Source organism: Shewanella sp. MBTL60-112-B2 (assembly GCF_019655055.1).
In the GTDB taxonomy this organism is placed as follows: domain Bacteria; phylum Pseudomonadota; class Gammaproteobacteria; order Enterobacterales; family Shewanellaceae; genus Shewanella.
Genome location: NZ_BPFA01000002.1, coordinates 247,594 through 264,703 on the forward strand (window position 1 = coordinate 247,594; position 17,110 = coordinate 264,703).

Sequence of the window (17,110 nt, forward strand, 5' to 3'; positions counted from 1 at the left end):
TGGTATAACAGGGAGCGGGGCTCCCTGTTAAATTGTTGGGTTACGAGAGCTCTTCGACCAGTGATACCGGCTCATTAGTGCGAGCGGAAGGGGTGATAACTTCATCTTTGGCAGCAAGTAACGAAAATACACTCCATAAGGCTGCGCAGATGGCGCAAACGATAAGCGGTAACTGCCAACTGCCAGTTTGCTCATGTAGCTGGCCAATGATCATTGGGCCAGTAGCCGCAAGTAAGTAACCTAAAAATTGTGCCATGCCCGATAACGTGGCCGCTTGCTGGGCGCTAGAGGTGCGAAGGCTGATTAACGCTAACGCGACAATAAAACCGCCGCCAGCACCGAAGCCAAATAACATGCCCCAAATCATGGCTAGCTCAGGTTTAACCAGTAATCCTACAATGCCTATAAACGCCATTAAGGTTAGGCCGAAACTTAGCAGACGTTTATCTTTAAGCTTACTCATAAACGGTATTAAAACTAAGGCTGGTACTGCGGTAAATAGCTGTAACATGCCGTGTATTACGCCCGCTTGATGGTGGTCGTATCCATTATCAACCAAAATTGTCGGTAGCCAGCTGATGAAGATATACATCAAAAAAGAGTTGAGAGCCAAAAACAGAGTCAGTTGCCAGGCGCTGCTATTTCGCCAGAGGTAACTATGGCTATCGAGGGTTTGAGTATCCTTGCTGGGAGTTGTGTGATTTCGCATCTGGGGTAACCACACTAAGATGGCGATGATTGGAAATATCACCAAACTCGCTAAAGAAAATGCCCAACTTGGAATAAAGCTCAGTGATAGCTGCTTTGCCATATCTGCCAGAGGGATAGCTAAACTGGCGCTCATTGCTGAACCTGCTCCCATCATTAATACATACATAGAAGTCATGGTGGCTATTCGAGTTGGAAAGTCGCGCTTCATTAAACTTGGCAGTAGAACGTTGGCGAAGGCGATTCCAGCTCCAATAATCACTGTGCCGATAAATAGGGCGCTGGCAGAGCCGAGAGAGCGAACCACCAGCCCGCTAAGAATAAACAACAGCGCCAGCATTAATGACCGTTCTAGACCATGTTTTTGGCCGACTTTAGATGCGATAGGAGAGAAAAAAGCAAAAGCCAATAATGGCAGAGTGGTTAGCATTCCTGCCTGTGTTGCAGACAGATTTAACTCGGCTCTAATGGCATCGAGTAGCGGCCCTACGCCAGTGATTGGGCTACGTAAGCTGATAGCGATTAAGAGTACGCCAAGTAGTAAGAATGCACTGCTAGTAAAACGAGAAGGATGCGATAACGTCACAATAGGCTCCTTTAGCTAAGACGAAAGTGCGACAGTTTACGCTTCAATAAGCTTGCTTTATTGAGTTATAGTGACTTTATATTGCTAAAATCGGTCAAGTTGATGGCGTTCATCGTTCCCGAATTACCCCTGTTTGATTCTGAGCAGTTCCCGCAAGAGGCGGTTGCTCTACGATTAGTCGGCCAAAAAAACGATGCCGAAACGCCTTTGCATCAACATCATAAATGTCAATTGGTGATGGCGTTAAGTGGATTTGTGAAGTGCAAAATTGATGATGCCATCTGGATTGTGCCACCAGATTGTGCAGTATGGATCCCCAGCCAAGTTCCTCATAGCAATCAGATCTCTAAACATGCTGATGTGTGCATGCTGTTTATTCACCCAGAGATTGAAGGGATGCCGAGTAAGAGCTGTACCTTATCGGTAACACCGCTATTAAGGGAGTTGATTATTCACCTTGCTGCTCAGAAGCAAGATTATGCCGATGGTAGCGCTGCTGAGCGATTAGTTAGGGTACTGATAGACCAATTACAAAGTATGCCAACGGAGCATTATGATTTTCCTATCCCCAGTGAGCCTAGGTTAAAAGCGATAGCGCAAGCGTTAATCGCTGCACCTGATGATAGACGTACTGTCGCCCAGTGGGCGAATGAGTACGCCATGAGTGAACGTACCTTAGCAAGGTTGGTACAGAATGAAATTGGCTTAACCTTTGGTCGCTGGCGTGGACAGTTACATATTGTGTTAGCACTACAAAAACTCTCAGTAGGTGGTTCTGTGCAGCGAATTGCAGAAGAGTTAGGTTACGAGTCTGTCAGCGCGTTTATTACTTTTTTCAAAAAGACCTTGGGCCAATCACCTAAGAAATATATGAAACTAAAAGATTAGCCGCTCGATAACTGCAATTGTTTGAGGCTTTATCGGTTAAAGTTTTATGGTTTCTTTGTAGTTGCCGGTGCAAGAAAGTCCGCACATTTCATCGTAAGCGGTTTGATATTCAAGCTCTGCGACTTGATAACGATGACGTCGTAATAATTGCTTGGCTTGAGCAAGTGAAGTGACACATTGCACGCTGGTTTCCTCATCCAGTCGAATAAAGTTATCTTTGTCATCCATTGCACCAACAAGATAATGTGGCGCGTCGGCGACACCAATGATGCGAGGCTGGTTCGACGAAGTGTGTAATGTTTGGTTGAGTGACTGGCGCATATCCATAATTGTCTCCTATTAAGCTGCTGTGACTATTGCTACAGAGCATTACGCTCGAAATGCTAAAAGGGTTCAGCCTACTCCTGGAAATGAATGGGTTAACATTAGGCAGGCACCATACATCAGACGCCAGACATAAAAAAAGCAAACCACATGGGTTTGCTTTTTAGCGAGTCTGTTATGGATAACGTTGAAGCTAGCCTATTTGAGCGTGACCTTCAGTGTGACATCCTCACTGCTTGGTGTGCTCTGCACTGAAATGTAGTACCAACCATAATCTGGTTGTTCAACAACAACTTGCTCCTGGGTGCCCTCGTTAGTTGACTTACCCGTGTTGTTGTCAGCATCAGGCCAGCTCTCACCGACGTATAGTTCCAGCTCTCCACTTCCGTGACCAGTTTCGGCGGTTAAGCTTTGCGTATCTCTTGGAATGTAGATGTAGAAAGATGAACGCCCGTTTTCAACACAGATAGGGACCCCATTACTGATGCTGCCATAATCTTTAGCCGTGCTGGTGGCACACATGTTTTCTAATGCTGTTGGTACTTCCGGCTCCACTGGTTCAACAGGAGTTTCTGTCGAATTGTCAGTTAGGCTAACAGTCATTGATACACCGCTGTAGCTTGAGTTGGTATCAATGGCAATGTAGCGCCAGCCGCGATTAGCGACAACATGTAGTTGCTCATTATTACCACTCGCTTCAGACTTAGCTTGCGAGCTTGTTGCTGATGCCCAAGTGTCTGCACTGAAGTAAATGTTGGCATTGCCATCACCGCCTTGCGTGCTGATATAGAGATCGGTGTTGTCCTGCTCAACCCATACGTAGAAGCTTGATTTACCGCCGCTTACGCACTCTTGTTTTTCAAGGGTTAATTTACCAGAACTAATCGTCGCCGCGCCGCAATGTGCTACCACGCCATTATTTGGATCGCTTGGGAAGGCATCGCTGTTGTCGCCCACGCCGTCTCCATCAGTATCGACCGTTTCAGTGGCGTCGTTAGGGAAAGCATCGCCGTTATTGCCCACGCCGTCACCATCAGAGTCTAACGTTTCAGTGGCGTCATTAGGGAAGGCATCGCTGTTGTTACCTACGCCGTCACCATCGGAGTCTACCGTTTCAGTCGCATCATTAGGGAAGGCGTCGCCGTTATTACCTACGCCGTCTCCATCAGAGTCTACTGTTTCGGTGGCATCGTTAGGGAAGGCATCGCTGTTATTTCCTACGCCGTCTCCATCAGAGTCTACCGTTTCGGTGGCATCGTTAGGGAAGGCATCACTGTTGTCGCCAACACCATCGCCGTCAGTATCGGTTGTTTCAGATGGATCATTCGGGAAAGCATCCTGGCTATCAATCACGCCATCGCCATCAGTATCAACTGGTACGGTAACATTACCATCGAGCAATTCTTCAGTAATTAGGTACTCATTGATCTCTTCCTCTTGATCCATCACAGCTACGCCTAAACACTGATTGTTTTCATCTGTAATGGCTGCGCGGCGGTTACCAAACCACTTCCAAGTGGTGGCACTGTCGTAGGTCTCACCGTTAGCGATGGTAGTAAAGCCAAAGCTCTCACTGAGCTCTCCGGTTTCATTGTCTACGCGGTGAATACGTACAGGTGTATTGGTGGTATTTGTAAATGAGAAGTGAGCTTCAAATGGACCCACTAAGTGCTTACCTTGAAGATCACAGCTGCCAATGGTATTCGCTGCTGGAATGACTTCTGGCTCTGCCGCGTTAGCGATAGTGGCTTCATCAATCGTAAAGTCAGCTGTTGGATTATTTAGCACACCTACACTTAAACAATTTAGACGAGCATCGGTTACCACAAAGCGGCGGTCACCATACCAAATGTCAGATGTGTAGCTTTCTCCTTGATTAAGCGTGCCATAACCGAAGTCAAAACCAGTGGCTGCGCTTTCATACTTAGGTTTGCCAGTGAGGTTATCAACACGGAACAAGCGTACAGGGTAATCAGTGGTGTTAGTAATCGTGAATTCGTGTGATTCGCCTTTAATTAAGTGTGGTCTTACAAGATCACAGCTTCCAAGAAGATCTTGTGCTGGGATCTGTTCAGGAATTACATCTTTTACCAATTCTTGCTCAATCGTGAAGTCGTTGCTGGCATGGGTCATTACGCTCACACCTAAACAGTTCATGGCATTATCACTTAACATCAAGCGATCGCCTTGGCGCCAGTTGGCAGAGCTGTAGCTTTCGCCAAGATTCAACGTTTTATAATTGTTAGCAAAGTTGGCTGTGCCTTTATTATTGTCTACCCAGAATAGTGACACTGGGGTATCAGTACTATTGGTGATGGTAAAGTCAATTTTGTCGGCATCGATGTGACGCGCATATTGCTGAGTTAGTGCACACTCACCTATTACATTGTTTGCGGGTATTGTGGCAGCTGGTGGGGCAACAACATCGGCATTCGCTAAGACAAACGCTTCAAAACCAGATTCAGTGCGCTCGGCCACGCCTTTGAGTACTTCTGTATAGGCATCTTTGTCACCGGCTTGCAGTGCTTGGGTTACCTTCACAATTTCGTCAGGGTGCTCTTCAGACAAATAACGCATTGCGTAATAGCTCCAAGGATAGAGCTCATCGTATCCATAAGCCATAAACAGTAGGTTGTAGAGCGGTGGAATGGTCTTGCCTTCTAGCGTGTTATTGGTTCTTGGGTGATCATGACCGTTGGCTAAATACTCTGCCATACCTTCTGACCAAGACACGTTGTAGTCGAACGAACCGTAAGAGCCTTTTTTGATATAACGGCCATCTAGGTAATGCACAAACTCATGGCGCAGGTTATAGATTTGATCTTCATATTGGCAAGAGTTGCCAACCCATGAATCCGGGCACTGCATGGCAATAAAGCGTGCCTGATTGCCTACAACCTCAGGTGAACCTTCAAGGTACATACCGCCATTATCAGTACTAATACCAAAGAACTCTGGGGCATATTTTTCATAATCTTCAGGTGAAGCGAAGGCTACGACCTCAAGTACTTCATTTTGATCGCCAGCAACGGGAATGCCATTGGTATTAAAAAAAGCGTGGAACTCAGATTCTTGCTCGGCCAAGTCGGCACAAGATTGAGTTAGCGTTGCTTGTGAGATACTGCTTTGAGCGCGAATGATCAGTTTGTCTGTACACTCATGGCGCACGCTTAAAATATCTTCCTCTTTTGGCGGTACAATACATTTACCAAATAATGCATCACCGGCTTCACATTGGCGCTCGGCAGATTCTAAGTAATTCTTAGTCACCATAGTTTCGGTCGTCTCAAGAGAGATGATCGCCGAAATTTTGTCATGAACTTCTAGCACTGTACTGTCAAAGCGTGCTTTTGCTTCATCAGTCGCAATGGTTGATATTTTTCCTAGCGCGATAAGAGTATGTGGCACAATCCACTTTCTATCGTCTTCTGCAGGCCAACGCATATCAAGTGAAGTTTCGCCTAGATAAGCAAAAGAGCGCATAACAGACAATACGTCGAGCATATTGTCGTTATAAGCAGCTTTTGTTGCAGAGTCACCATAATAGGCCGCAGAATTAATGGCCTTTAGCAGCTCCATTGCCGCATCACCCGCGTTGTTACCTGCAAATGGGTTAGATTGCTCTGAGTAATATTGAATACTGGCAAGGAGATGAGGCAGTAGATCTTTAAAGTATACCGCTCCTGCGCCACGCTCAAAGTTCTTCAATGCACCAGCAAAGCCTTCTTGGATAACGCCGCCAGCATCGCCGATGAAGTTAGTCATTTTGGCTACAGCCTGCAGCGCAATGCTCAATTGCTGCGCTTCAGCATCTGTCATTGCCTCTGCGTAATATTTATATGATGCGAGAAAATATAGAAGTTGGTTTAGATCTGGATCGGCTAAGTCATCAGCGCTTGCTAAGTAATGTAGGGCTTCAGCAACATCAGTAATGGGATCTTGGCTTGCTCCAGCAATGGTTTCAAAGTCGCTATAGCTGGCGGCCAGAATGGTTGCAATCGTAGCACCATATTGGCTCTTAGAGGTGATAGCAGGAGCTGGCAGAGCAACGTCAATATTGGTATTAAACACAATGTAGTCACCCATAGGCGGTGGTACATCTCCCCCCGTAATAGTCACTTCTAATGTGGTTTCTTGAATGTTGCCATTAATTTTAAAATAGCGTTCACCAGCACGAGAAACAAAAGAAAGCTGCTCGTCATTAGTGCCTGGAGTATTACTAATAAGTTCTTGGTTGCCGCTCCAGTCGCTGCCATCGTAGAGTATTAACTCGGCATCACTACCTGTATAGGTGCCACCTGATGTACTGATAGTGACATTACTGTTTTCGTAAGGAACATTAATATACAGGTAATGACCATAATCGGTGATGCAGTGAGTTTGATTCGCCGGTACTTCACCTTGCCGGTCTAAGGTTTTGTCGCCGCACATTTCTGCAGCTTGTACAGCTCCGACGTTGATTGATGCAAGGATCGCACTGGTTAAGATGGATTTGCGCGAAAGAATATTGGGGAAGTTGGTTGTTATCTTTTTTATCATAGTTATATAACCTCAGTAGGTTAGAGGGTGTTGAGGTTAGGTGCTATAACCTTAACCGGATCCCTAAATTAGTCGTATCAACTTCCTTTTGACTGTAAATACTTAACCATCCGAGTTAAGCTGCTTGTTATTTTATTGTTAAATTTAACCGAACCTTAATAATATAATGTATACAAAGTCAAAGTTTGATGAAATTTAAATGAGATTTTGGTTACCAAAAAAGAGTAATAGCCTTAAATGCTGCATTAAAAAGTGCGTTTATCTATAGCTGTTATAGGGTGGGTCAGAGTTGAGTTGCAGCTGAAGATTAATTAAGTTTAAAAGTCGCTATTTAATTAACTAGGTATACTAGCGGTAGTGGCTAATTAGCCTTTGATTTTTGGAGTATATAAATGCAGTTAAAGACGGTTATAGTTCCGGCTGTTTTGGCGTTTAGCCTAAGTGGTTGTGGTTATTTTGGTGGTGATGAAAAGCAGCAATTAGAACAAGCTTGGTTAGCCAAAAATGAGCAGTTACAGCAAGTAATTGAACAGATCCGTACTCAAGGCATTGAAGCGGTAGCAAATGGCGCCGACGCAGGTAGTGTTGCTGCTTGTGTTGCCAGTAAACTGGAGATGGATCCAGTTGGTGAGCTTGTTAATGTTGAGGGCGCTTTAGTCGAGTCGGCAAAGATTGCAGAGCTGCTTAGTGAACTAGAAGGCTTGATGGAGCAGGATTTTAGCCTAGAGAATATGTCTAGCCTGCTGCAAAAAGGCGCCGATGCGGCGGCTTACGCTAAACAGATCATTGCCGACCAAGGTGTAGAGCAAGGATTGCAGCACTTACAACAGATGGCAACGGCTAGCGAAGAGTTTGCCAGTCAGGATTTAGGTGCACATTTTCAGCAGTTATTATTAGAGTGCCAGCAGCAAGCTAATTAGTATTGAGTCGTTAACGATAGCTTAATAACAAAATGACCACTCATGAGTGGTCATTTTTGTTTTTTATCTGTTTACTTTTTACGGCCTAACACTTTAACGCCAGCCTTTGAACCGTCTGAGTTACCGAAGACTTCAAGCTTTTTTACACAGCGAGGGTAAGCGAATTTACGCCAGTCAGTGTATTTGTTTTTCTTTAGATCACGATAGAAGTGAATCGTCTTAGTTTGACCGTTGTTGAAGGTCACCTTAATTTTTTCTAGGTGTAGATCACGTTCAGCCTTAACGCGGATAGCATCTGTTTTACGGCAAATTAGAAGTGGGATCTTAGCGCCGTGATCGCCGCCTTCCAATAAAATGGTGCGACCTAGAGTGATCTGCTCATCCGCCATAGCGACAGAGCTGCTAACTAGCATGCTGGCAGCAACTATGATGCTTGCCGCAAATGTTTTCATGTTCATATTTTCATTTGGTGATTCAAAAGGGCGGCTAAATTAGTCTTTTGTTTGCTTTAGCGCTAGCAAATATTGAATGAATTTAGATCTGGCTAGCAATTTTTTGAACACTTTCAGAGTGTGTTTGTTGTTCTTGTCACCTTGGTTAGTAATTAAGTTTTGATGTTACTAATTCGGTTGTTTACATGTTTTATATTTAATGCGGTAATAGCGTGACTCTTTGTTGTGTAACTTGTTGCTAACTTTGTTTTTGCTGGTTAAATCAACTGTTTTTTGTCATGTTTTTGGTTTTTATTGGCGTGACTTAGGTCTCGTTTTAAGTCAACATAGCACTTACTAAGTAAGTGGTCGTTAAATTAGTATTTTACCATGTTGCAGCCTGGTTGAGGCTTCAACCGTTGGCCTAATAGAGGAATGAAGTAATGAGATCGGCAAACCCTAAAATTGTGATTGTTGGTGGTGGCGCTGGTGGTTTGGAGTTAGCAACTCAGCTGGGGCATAAGCTAGGTAAGAAAAACCTAGCTCAAATCATCTTAGTCGATAGAAACCGGACTCACATTTGGAAACCATTACTCCATGAGGTTGCTACTGGTTCACTTGATTCCGCTCTTGATGGTGTGGTGTATTCAGCTCATGCCGCTAAGCACGGCTACCAATTTCAATTAGGCACTTTCTGTGGCTTAGATGAAAGTACCCAGTCTATTTCAGTTGCTCCCATTGTGGATGAGGCGGGTAAGGTCATGTTGCCTGAACGTCAAATTCAGTATGACAAGTTAGTCATTGCCATTGGTAGTGTGAGTAATGACTTTAATACTCCTGGCGTGAAAGAAAACTGTTTCTTCCTAGATTCACACCAGCAAGCTAATCGTTTCCATAATGCCTTGCTTGATAGTTTTACTCGCGTACATCAATCAGAAAGTATTAATGAGCTAAATATCGCTATTGTTGGCGGTGGCGCAACGGGTGTTGAATTGTCGGCTGAGCTTTATCATGTAACTGACATGCTTAAAGTCTATGGCTTAAGCAAGATGACCGCCGATAAACTAAATATTCACTTAATTGAAGCGGGTGAGCGTATTTTGCCTGCACTGCCTGAGCGTATTGCTACTTCGGCACGAGTTGAGCTAAGTAAGCTTGGCGTCAATGTGATGGAAAATACCCGCATTAGTGAAGCAACAGCTGAAGGGTTTGTTACCTCTGAAGGCCAATTGATTGAAGCCAATATTATGCTATGGGCTGCGGGGGTTAAAGCGGCTGACTTTATTAAAGATATCGGTCTATTTGAGCTTAACCGTGCCAACCAAATCATGGTTAAACCTAACCTGTTAAGCACTGTGAGTGATGATATTTACGTGATTGGCGATTGCTGCGCTTGTCAGCAAGCGGATGGCAGCTTTGTACCACCGCGCGCGCAGTCTGCACACCAAATGGCTGAGTGTGTTGAGAAAAACATTCTTAATGAGCTTAAAGGTGAGCCGTTAACCGAATATGTATATGTCGATCATGGTTCGTTAGTGAACTTATCGCGTTACAGCACAGTGGGCAGCTTGATGGGGAACCTGACTAAAAGCAGTATGTTTGTTGAAGGCAAGATTGCACGTTTAGTGTATATCTCGCTTTACCGTATGCATCAGCAAGCGATTCACGGCACTTTTAAAACGGTCGCTCTATGGTGCGCTGAAAAGGTGATGCGTGTGGTGCGTCCTAGGATGAAGTTGCACTAACTTTTAAAGGATTCAAATGCTAAAAAAGGGAAGTTTATTAAACCTCCCTTTTTTATATAGCTATTTTGATTAGGCTGGGACTTTGCTTAGTCTTTATCGCCTTCAAATGTCGCTTCAATTTGCTGTAACTCTTGCTCATTTCTAAGCTTAAGTTTTTCTTCCGCAGTTAATTTCACTTCATTGAGCAGAGCAGCTTGTCTTTGCTTGAGCTCATGTCTCTCAGGTTTAGTCAGAAATTTATAGGCTTTTGCATTGGAAAGAGCGTAAGCGACAACATCTTCGCCCTTTGTTCTACGCTCATCTACCCGTTGTGCAAAGCGCTCGTTATCTCGAGCCTTGCGCTGTTCGGCATTTAATTTTTTCATATCTCTCATCCTCATTAGTTGTTACGGCAGCTATTGACTGCCTTCAGTCAAACAAATGAGATCGGTTACACATTTATAAAGCTGATAGCGGATTTTAACATAAAATCCGCTGTGAGCCCCATGCTATCGCGTTTTTGCTGAGGAAGAAACTTTAGCTTAATGTTGCTAGATGATCCTTATAGTAAGCAGAAAAGAAGCTGGGAATATTGTAAGGATAAATATTGAATTAAACCAAGTGTTACTAATATTACATGTTTAAATAAAGAATAAAGAATAAAGAATAAAGAATAAAGAATAAAGTTTGGTTTAGTCGGGTAATGGTTGTTTAGTTAATTAAATGATTTTCTGTGGTTATTATTGTATTTGGATGATATTTATAGCTAGTTAATATGTTTTAGTGGTTTTATAGAACGTCTTTATATATTTGTATCGGCGGTTAAATGTTTTAAGTGTTTACGCTTTAAAGTAGTATCTTAGTATCTTAGTATGTTTAGGTTTGTTTGGAGCTTACAGGTTTACGGATTTTTATCTTTAAGGAGGAAGGTTATGTTGAAGTTTGTAATTGCACTTTTTTTAATTAGTATGTCGTATTACGCTATATGTAGCAATGATGGGGAGCTATATTACTCTAATGAAAGCGATGTTCATGTTCCCGTGGGAGTTGCTGAAAATATTATTAGTGATCTTAATGATGCAAGTAAAGTTATTTATATCAATGCAAGCTCCTTTGTTAGTCACACTACAATATTCGATCTGGTTTATGGAGTTAAAGGTAAAGTTTTAGATGAAAACTATAGGTACTTTTTTGATTTTAGTACAATTGAAGATGCTAAAGTGAAAGATAATGTAAAGGAGAAGTTTTTACATGCTTTTGGAGTATCATTTGTTGGTGATTTTATAATCCTTACTCGATTTAATCATGAGTTTATGTATACCCAGTTGCGAGGCAGGTATGATGATAATGTTAAGCTTTTAGATGCTGTCAATGACTTGAGAATTATTGAACCAAATGATGGTTATAAGATAGATAAAGATAAAGCAATACCAAGCTTTGATTTTTATTTGAATGTTAACAAGAGTATAAGTGATAAAGACTGTGCTGTTGATTGGAACACCTCTAATGGTATGTCTAGAACATATTTGTGTAAGGATGCCAATATTTCACTTATTTATTATGTGAGTCTGAGACGGTCGCTTTTATTTCAAAACGAAAGTGGTAGTTCGACGCCAGATGCAAAGTATGTAAATATTTCAATAGGAAGGAATGACAAAAAATCAGAAGGGAGTGGCATACATTTAAATAATGAATTATACCCGCAAATTATTATGTCTAACGGTATATTATGGCCGTCAGGTGGAGAAGAGGCGGAATGGACTTCTTCCGCAATAGCAAAGAGTTATCGATTCAACTTTAAAGCATCCAATAGTAAAGCTCGTATTATAAGTACCATGCCTAAATCAAATGTAAATTCTAATTTTAACGCGACTAAGACAATGAGTACTGAATATGGTTTAAGCACACTTAACCCAAAAGAGCTGTTAACTGCGAATCACAGTTGGTCCGAATCTTTAGCTCTCTCCTTTAATGTACATGACTATCGTATTATTAAGAATTCTAGAAGCGCGCGTAATGTTACTTTTCAGTGGGAGCGAGAACAATATCCAACAGCTGAATCTATAAAAAATGCGAGTTTAGAAGGGATAAGTGTACGAAAAGACTACCCTGGAGATTTAAGTAAAATCCATCCGATAGCATTTAGTGGTTTCTCCCCATCTATAGCGGTCAATTATATCGCTTCAGCCAGTAGTAAGGGGACGACAAACTTTACGATTAATTCCTCGGTTAGACTTACTGGTTTTAGGTTTAGATCGAGTATTACCGCTATTTTTGGTGTGAGAACCTATTACTCAAAAGATAGTGATGATCAATCCGTTAATCTGTCTAAGTCAGCTAGTTTTACTGTTGATTGGGAGCATCCTATATTTTTAGGGGCTTGGCCAGTCAACTTGCAGCTTGGCGATTTTAATAATAAATGTATAAATGTTGCTGAAAATAATAAACTAACAATTAAAAGGTGCGATTTTAAGGACATGAGACAAGCATTTATCTATGACCGACTTGGTAGATACATTAGTGTAAACCATAATAGATTTTGCTTAGATGCGACTAGCTTTCCTACCTTGAAGAGGTGTAACCAAAATTTAAGTCAACGCTGGAAGTGGTCAAGCGAAGGGACCTCAAGAACATTAAGCAATAAATATAAGAACTTAAGTATTGCATATAGTAAAAAAGACGCGCTTATGAGGACTGTCAGAACGGGGAAAGCAAATACTGATTTAAGCGTTAACCTTTTAACAAGTAGTTTTCCTAAGTAGTTTTTCTAAGGTATCAAATAAATTTCTAGTAATTTATATGTTTAGTTGGTTTGTTTTATAGGTTGTTTCAATTAAATTTTTTAGCTTTGGGTATTTGTAGGTTGATCTGGTTTTGTCAGAGACTTGTAGTTTTCATTGTAAAGTACGTAAGTCATTGTACTTTAGGCAAACATTACTATTAATTCTACCAAGCCAATTTAGCCTGCAATAATTCAGCTGTAATTTGCACTGTACTCTGGTTAGTCTATTTCGTTACAGTGTAACAAGTAGCTTGGTAGTGTCTTAACTAAAATAGCTTGTGTGTGAAAGACACTACAGCTGGTGTCTACAACCCTACTTAGCTTAGGCATCAATAGGCGCTTTAACATTTAGACGTACATGAAAACCAAGTGAGTCTAAGCAAAAAAGTGAAGCGATTAGGCTCAGGCTGCAAGCGGGTTATTGTTAAAAATCACTTGATTTCGGCCACTGTGTTTAGCGTTATATAGGCGCTGATCCGCTTGCCGTAACAAGTTAGCTAAAGCCATGCCTGGCTGATAACTGCTGAAACCAATACTTACAGTGATATTGATATGCTGATGTTCTGTGAGTTTAAAAGCATTCTTTGCGAGCTGTGTTCTAATTAGTTGAGCAAGGGCAATCGCTTCATCTTGGTTTTTGTTTTCAATCAGCACACAAAACTCTTCACCACCAATCCTAAATGTCTGTTTATCACCGGCAATGCGACTGATAATTTTTGCGGACTCTTGTAGAACCGTATCCCCTACCGCATGACCATACTTATCGTTTACCTGTTTAAAGAAATCGATATCTAAAATCAGTAGATGAAGCTCTTCGTCAAGCTCTTGCAGAGACGGCTTTGAACCCACATTCTCAAAATACTTGGTTAGCGCTAGCCGGTTATAGCTTAATGTCAGTGGATCTTGCAGTGCCAGCTTTTGTAATTTGACTTCTGAATTTGCGCGGTTTTTCTCGTAAATATGGGAAACAGCCCAAATAAGTAAATAACTAAAAACGAAATTAACCAGTAGTGGATTAACGGTAAAGCCATATTTGCTAATGATGTTGGCGACCACTGCAAAGAAAAGAATAATTACTGGTAAATTCGCAAATTTCTTACCTAAAAGAAGATAGTAAACCGTGGGTAAAACCAGTACCCAGCAGATCATCGAACCTATGGTTTTAGAGAGAGAGACGGCGTAAATGACGATAGTCGTTAAGGCAAAAATATACAGAATAACTTGCCAAAATTGGTGTCTTCTTTTGACTGCTAGTACCGCCAGTGTGAATGAGCACAGTGCGTAGAGCAGTTCGATAAAACCAAGTGTTACCCACTTTGCAGCGATAGAGAGGTTGATAATACCGAGTAGAAAACTCAGGCAGCCTAAAAGAGTGCACATGCCAATTAATACAGCCCTTCTTAAGTTGTAGGTACTATTTAACTCTATGTTTTTCATATCCGTATAAGGCCCTGCTCCATTGTGTTACCTATATGTTATTGTATTTTGCTTTGATTTCAAATAACCATTTTTGATAAGAGATATTAAAGTAATTGATATGTGCTTAAGAGTATTAAATGACCTCAATTCACATTATCCCGTAGCGGGCAGGAACATGAACTGGTTTAGGCCTATTGAAGTTAATTTATTCCAATTTTGTTAAGGCTTTAGCTTCAAGGTGATATGAATGAACACTTACAGGACTGTGAATTTCCTTTTGAAGCCTGATTAAACAGCTACGTTCAGGCTTGTCATGTGAAATATACAAAATAACATTAAGCTCTTTGTTGATATTTAATTAGTGCCGAGCTTATATCAACAAACAATAAACTTATAATTTAAAAGTTTATATGGGTGGAGCTTTTGTAATTCTGGCTTGTTATCATCGAAAGTGATAGTGAATTTTATAAATAGTTATTATTTTCTGAATTTATTTGTATTTTTTATACATTAGATAGGCGGTACGATGTTTGTTACTGTTATGACTTGCTTATTGTTACATTATCTTAACTCGGATACCATGATTCCTTTGTTTTAGGTTGTTGTTTTTAATATCTAGAATTTAAATATTTAATAAGGGGTAGAGCATGTGCTTGCGTGTATTGAATAACTTAAATCGAGAATATCCAATAACAGGTAGAAATCTAAATTGGGAGAAGCCTGTTGAAGTTACTATTTTCGATTTCCCTAGTGGTCTGAACAAAAAAGGTTTGTCCGATATTAAAGCTAGAGAGCTATGTTTAGACCCTAAAGTTGTTTTCAAGTGGTGCTCAAAATACGCCAGTGTTGTATCCATGATAGGCCAAGAAAAAAAAGGCTTTGTTCCTATTGATGGAATGAATTCTGCAGGGCTTGTTGTTAACGTACTATTTAATACATCTTCCACTTATGGAAAGCCTAAACCTTTCCTTAAAAATAGTAATTTGAGTGTTCTTCGCTGCTCTCAATATATATTGGATATGTTTAAAAGTGTATTTGATGTGTGTTCATACTTTAAGACTAGTAATTTGCAGTTAATTAAAGAGGATTTAACTAGTGTATTTTTTGAGGAAGAAAGTAAAGATAAATATTTGAAGTCTAGAGTCAGTTTGTCTATATCTGATTACACGGGCCAATCTGCTGTTATCGAGATTATTAAAGGTAACTTAAAGTTGCATATTAGTGATGAACACCAAGTTGTTATTAATGGACATAACTATGATGATCAACTTAATATGTTAAGGTGTTGGAAATACCTATGGGGACACTCGATTCCAGAGGTGAAAATACCCATGTATACTGTGTCGGGTGGTATTAGCCCTACACATAGTTTTGAACGTGCAGCCTTTCTTTTAAAAACATCAACGGCAGCGCTAACTCCGGAACGTATACTCGCACAAACTAGGTTTATCATGCAAAGTGGAAGTATTCCTCTGTTAAATAATTCGATGGTAAATGAAAAGGAGTTTTGCACTAGGCTAACTTTCTTAAGTAATCATATTGCTGGAATATATTACTTATTTAACCCAATGAATGTCATGCCTATTTGGCTGACATTTAGTCGAGATGTTAAAACTTGTTCAAAGTTAAAGTTAATAAATGTAAGCAATAGACTTGAAGGAGTTAATAATCATGCTGAGTTACAAGGTGATGTGCAATTTAATTTATGCCAGACAATTGATCCATTTGAAAGCCGAACCTGATTTAATTGGTACTTTTATGCTGTTTTGCTTAATTTATATGGCATGAATCTATTCGATTTAGTTTAAATGTTGGTATTAGGGCGAGATATACAGTAGTGCAATATCAGAAAAAAAAGATTATCAAAGTAATTTAGTGAGAGTTCATCCTATTGCTACAGTTGGTCTTACATTTTATGCTTGTTAAATATATGGCGTCGCTAAATAGTAAGGGGGAACTGATTTCACTATCAAGTCTCCTGTTGATATTACAGGATTTAGATTTCGCTCTAGTGTTACAGCTTTTTGGTGTTTGAATATATTATTCAAAAGATAGGTGTAATCAATATATTAGCTTTCGATACCAACGGCTTTCACTATTGACTGCGAACACTCAAACTTTCCTAGTGCAGTTTTAACTTAAATGATTTAATTGTAAGTGTTAAACACTTGATAAGATGAGAGTACTTCAAGTGGCTAGCTTGTAATGCTGTTGTTGAATAATTTGTATGAGAGTTTTAGTTTTGTTCACCCTAATAATTAAAAAAGACCGGAATACTCATGATTTTAGTTCAACGTTTTTAACGAATAGCGACCCTAAATAACATTGTGATATCGTTAGCGTATAGTATCGTTTTCGAAAAAAGTGACGCCTCTAAATGAGTGGAAGGTCAAAGCGTCACTGCTTTAAATGGTTGTGGAGTTTATTTTAAAGTGCATTTTTATTTAAAAGTCAGATTGTATTATTTCTATCCCGTTTAACATACCGCTCCCGTGACATACGTTTACTTTTGACTTTGATACATAAGCAATTGAAGCGATCTGTAAAAATCCATCTTTTCCATTTTCATACATTTCGTCGTCATTCTTGTCTTGTCCCAGAAATAATCCGTGCCAATCTGGCGAGTCAGATAATAGAATATTTAACCCAGGCCCTCGATTCAGCCAATTTTGTATAATGTTCATTTTTTTTATGGTGACATTCGTTGAGAATGAGCCACGGCATAGATTTTTTAATGAGTTTCCTGCAAAAGCAGTACTCATTGTCATTGGAAATACTAATAGACATGC

General features: G+C 40.7%; 12 protein-coding genes. 5 read left to right on the forward strand and 7 right to left on the reverse strand.

What is annotated here, in order from left to right:
- Nucleotides 1-40: 40 nt before the first annotated feature.
- Nucleotides 41-1,294 carry an MFS transporter gene (locus K5Q73_RS02380; protein ID WP_220758776.1) on the reverse strand — a complete coding sequence of 418 codons (1,254 nt, stop codon included), beginning with the start codon at nucleotides 1,292-1,294 and terminating at the stop codon, nucleotides 41-43.
- Nucleotides 1,295-1,396: 102 nt separating this feature from the next.
- On the opposite strand from K5Q73_RS02380, the gene K5Q73_RS02385 reads away from it, so the two are divergent.
- A complete protein-coding gene (locus K5Q73_RS02385; protein WP_220758775.1) occupies nucleotides 1,397-2,182 on the forward strand; it encodes a helix-turn-helix domain-containing protein in 786 nt (261 codons plus the stop codon).
- A gap of 36 nt (nucleotides 2,183-2,218) precedes the next feature.
- Here K5Q73_RS02385 and K5Q73_RS02390 read toward each other — a convergent pair whose 3' ends face one another.
- A complete protein-coding gene (locus K5Q73_RS02390; protein WP_220758774.1) occupies nucleotides 2,219-2,509 on the reverse strand; it encodes a DUF6482 family protein in 291 nt (96 codons plus the stop codon).
- 195 nt (nucleotides 2,510-2,704) lie between these two features.
- A complete protein-coding gene (locus K5Q73_RS02395) occupies nucleotides 2,705-7,045 on the reverse strand; it encodes a collagenase (protein ID WP_220758773.1) in 4,341 nt (1,446 codons plus the stop codon).
- Between the two features lie 392 nt (nucleotides 7,046-7,437).
- On the opposite strand from K5Q73_RS02395, the gene K5Q73_RS02400 reads away from it, so the two are divergent.
- Nucleotides 7,438-7,965: a hypothetical protein gene (locus K5Q73_RS02400; protein WP_220758772.1), complete on the forward strand. Its 528-nt coding sequence runs from the start codon at nucleotides 7,438-7,440 to the stop codon at nucleotides 7,963-7,965.
- Nucleotides 7,966-8,036: 71 nt separating this feature from the next.
- Here the strand turns inward: K5Q73_RS02400 and K5Q73_RS02405 are convergent, their stop codons facing one another.
- Nucleotides 8,037-8,417: a DUF2541 family protein gene (locus K5Q73_RS02405; protein WP_308443271.1), complete on the reverse strand. Its 381-nt coding sequence runs from the start codon at nucleotides 8,415-8,417 to the stop codon at nucleotides 8,037-8,039.
- A gap of 422 nt (nucleotides 8,418-8,839) precedes the next feature.
- Between K5Q73_RS02405 and K5Q73_RS02410 the strand changes: the two genes are divergently transcribed.
- Nucleotides 8,840-10,141 (forward strand): NAD(P)/FAD-dependent oxidoreductase, encoded by a 1,302-nt coding sequence (locus K5Q73_RS02410; RefSeq protein ID WP_220758770.1) that lies wholly within the window; start codon nucleotides 8,840-8,842, stop codon nucleotides 10,139-10,141.
- Between the two features lie 86 nt (nucleotides 10,142-10,227).
- Here K5Q73_RS02410 and K5Q73_RS02415 read toward each other — a convergent pair whose 3' ends face one another.
- Entirely contained in the window at nucleotides 10,228-10,506 is a 279-nt protein-coding gene (locus K5Q73_RS02415; protein ID WP_220758769.1) for a DNA polymerase III subunit epsilon, read from the reverse strand.
- Nucleotides 10,507-11,052: 546 nt separating this feature from the next.
- On the opposite strand from K5Q73_RS02415, the gene K5Q73_RS02420 reads away from it, so the two are divergent.
- On the forward strand, nucleotides 11,053-12,882 hold the full coding sequence (locus K5Q73_RS02420) for a leukocidin family pore-forming toxin (protein WP_220758768.1): 1,830 nt from the start codon (nucleotides 11,053-11,055) through the stop codon (nucleotides 12,880-12,882).
- Between the two features lie 422 nt (nucleotides 12,883-13,304).
- Here the strand turns inward: K5Q73_RS02420 and K5Q73_RS02425 are convergent, their stop codons facing one another.
- Nucleotides 13,305-14,339 carry a GGDEF domain-containing protein gene (locus K5Q73_RS02425; protein WP_220758767.1) on the reverse strand — a complete coding sequence of 345 codons (1,035 nt, stop codon included), beginning with the start codon at nucleotides 14,337-14,339 and terminating at the stop codon, nucleotides 13,305-13,307.
- A 629-nt stretch (nucleotides 14,340-14,968) separates the two neighbouring features.
- On the opposite strand from K5Q73_RS02425, the gene K5Q73_RS02430 reads away from it, so the two are divergent.
- Complete coding sequence (locus K5Q73_RS02430) at nucleotides 14,969-16,063, forward strand: linear amide C-N hydrolase (protein ID WP_220758766.1); 1,095 nt, start codon at nucleotides 14,969-14,971, stop codon at nucleotides 16,061-16,063.
- Nucleotides 16,064-16,765: 702 nt separating this feature from the next.
- Here K5Q73_RS02430 and K5Q73_RS02435 read toward each other — a convergent pair.
- Nucleotides 16,766-17,110, reverse strand: a 345-nt coding sequence (locus K5Q73_RS02435) for a hypothetical protein (RefSeq protein ID WP_220766124.1), incomplete at its 5' end; no start/stop codon positions are given.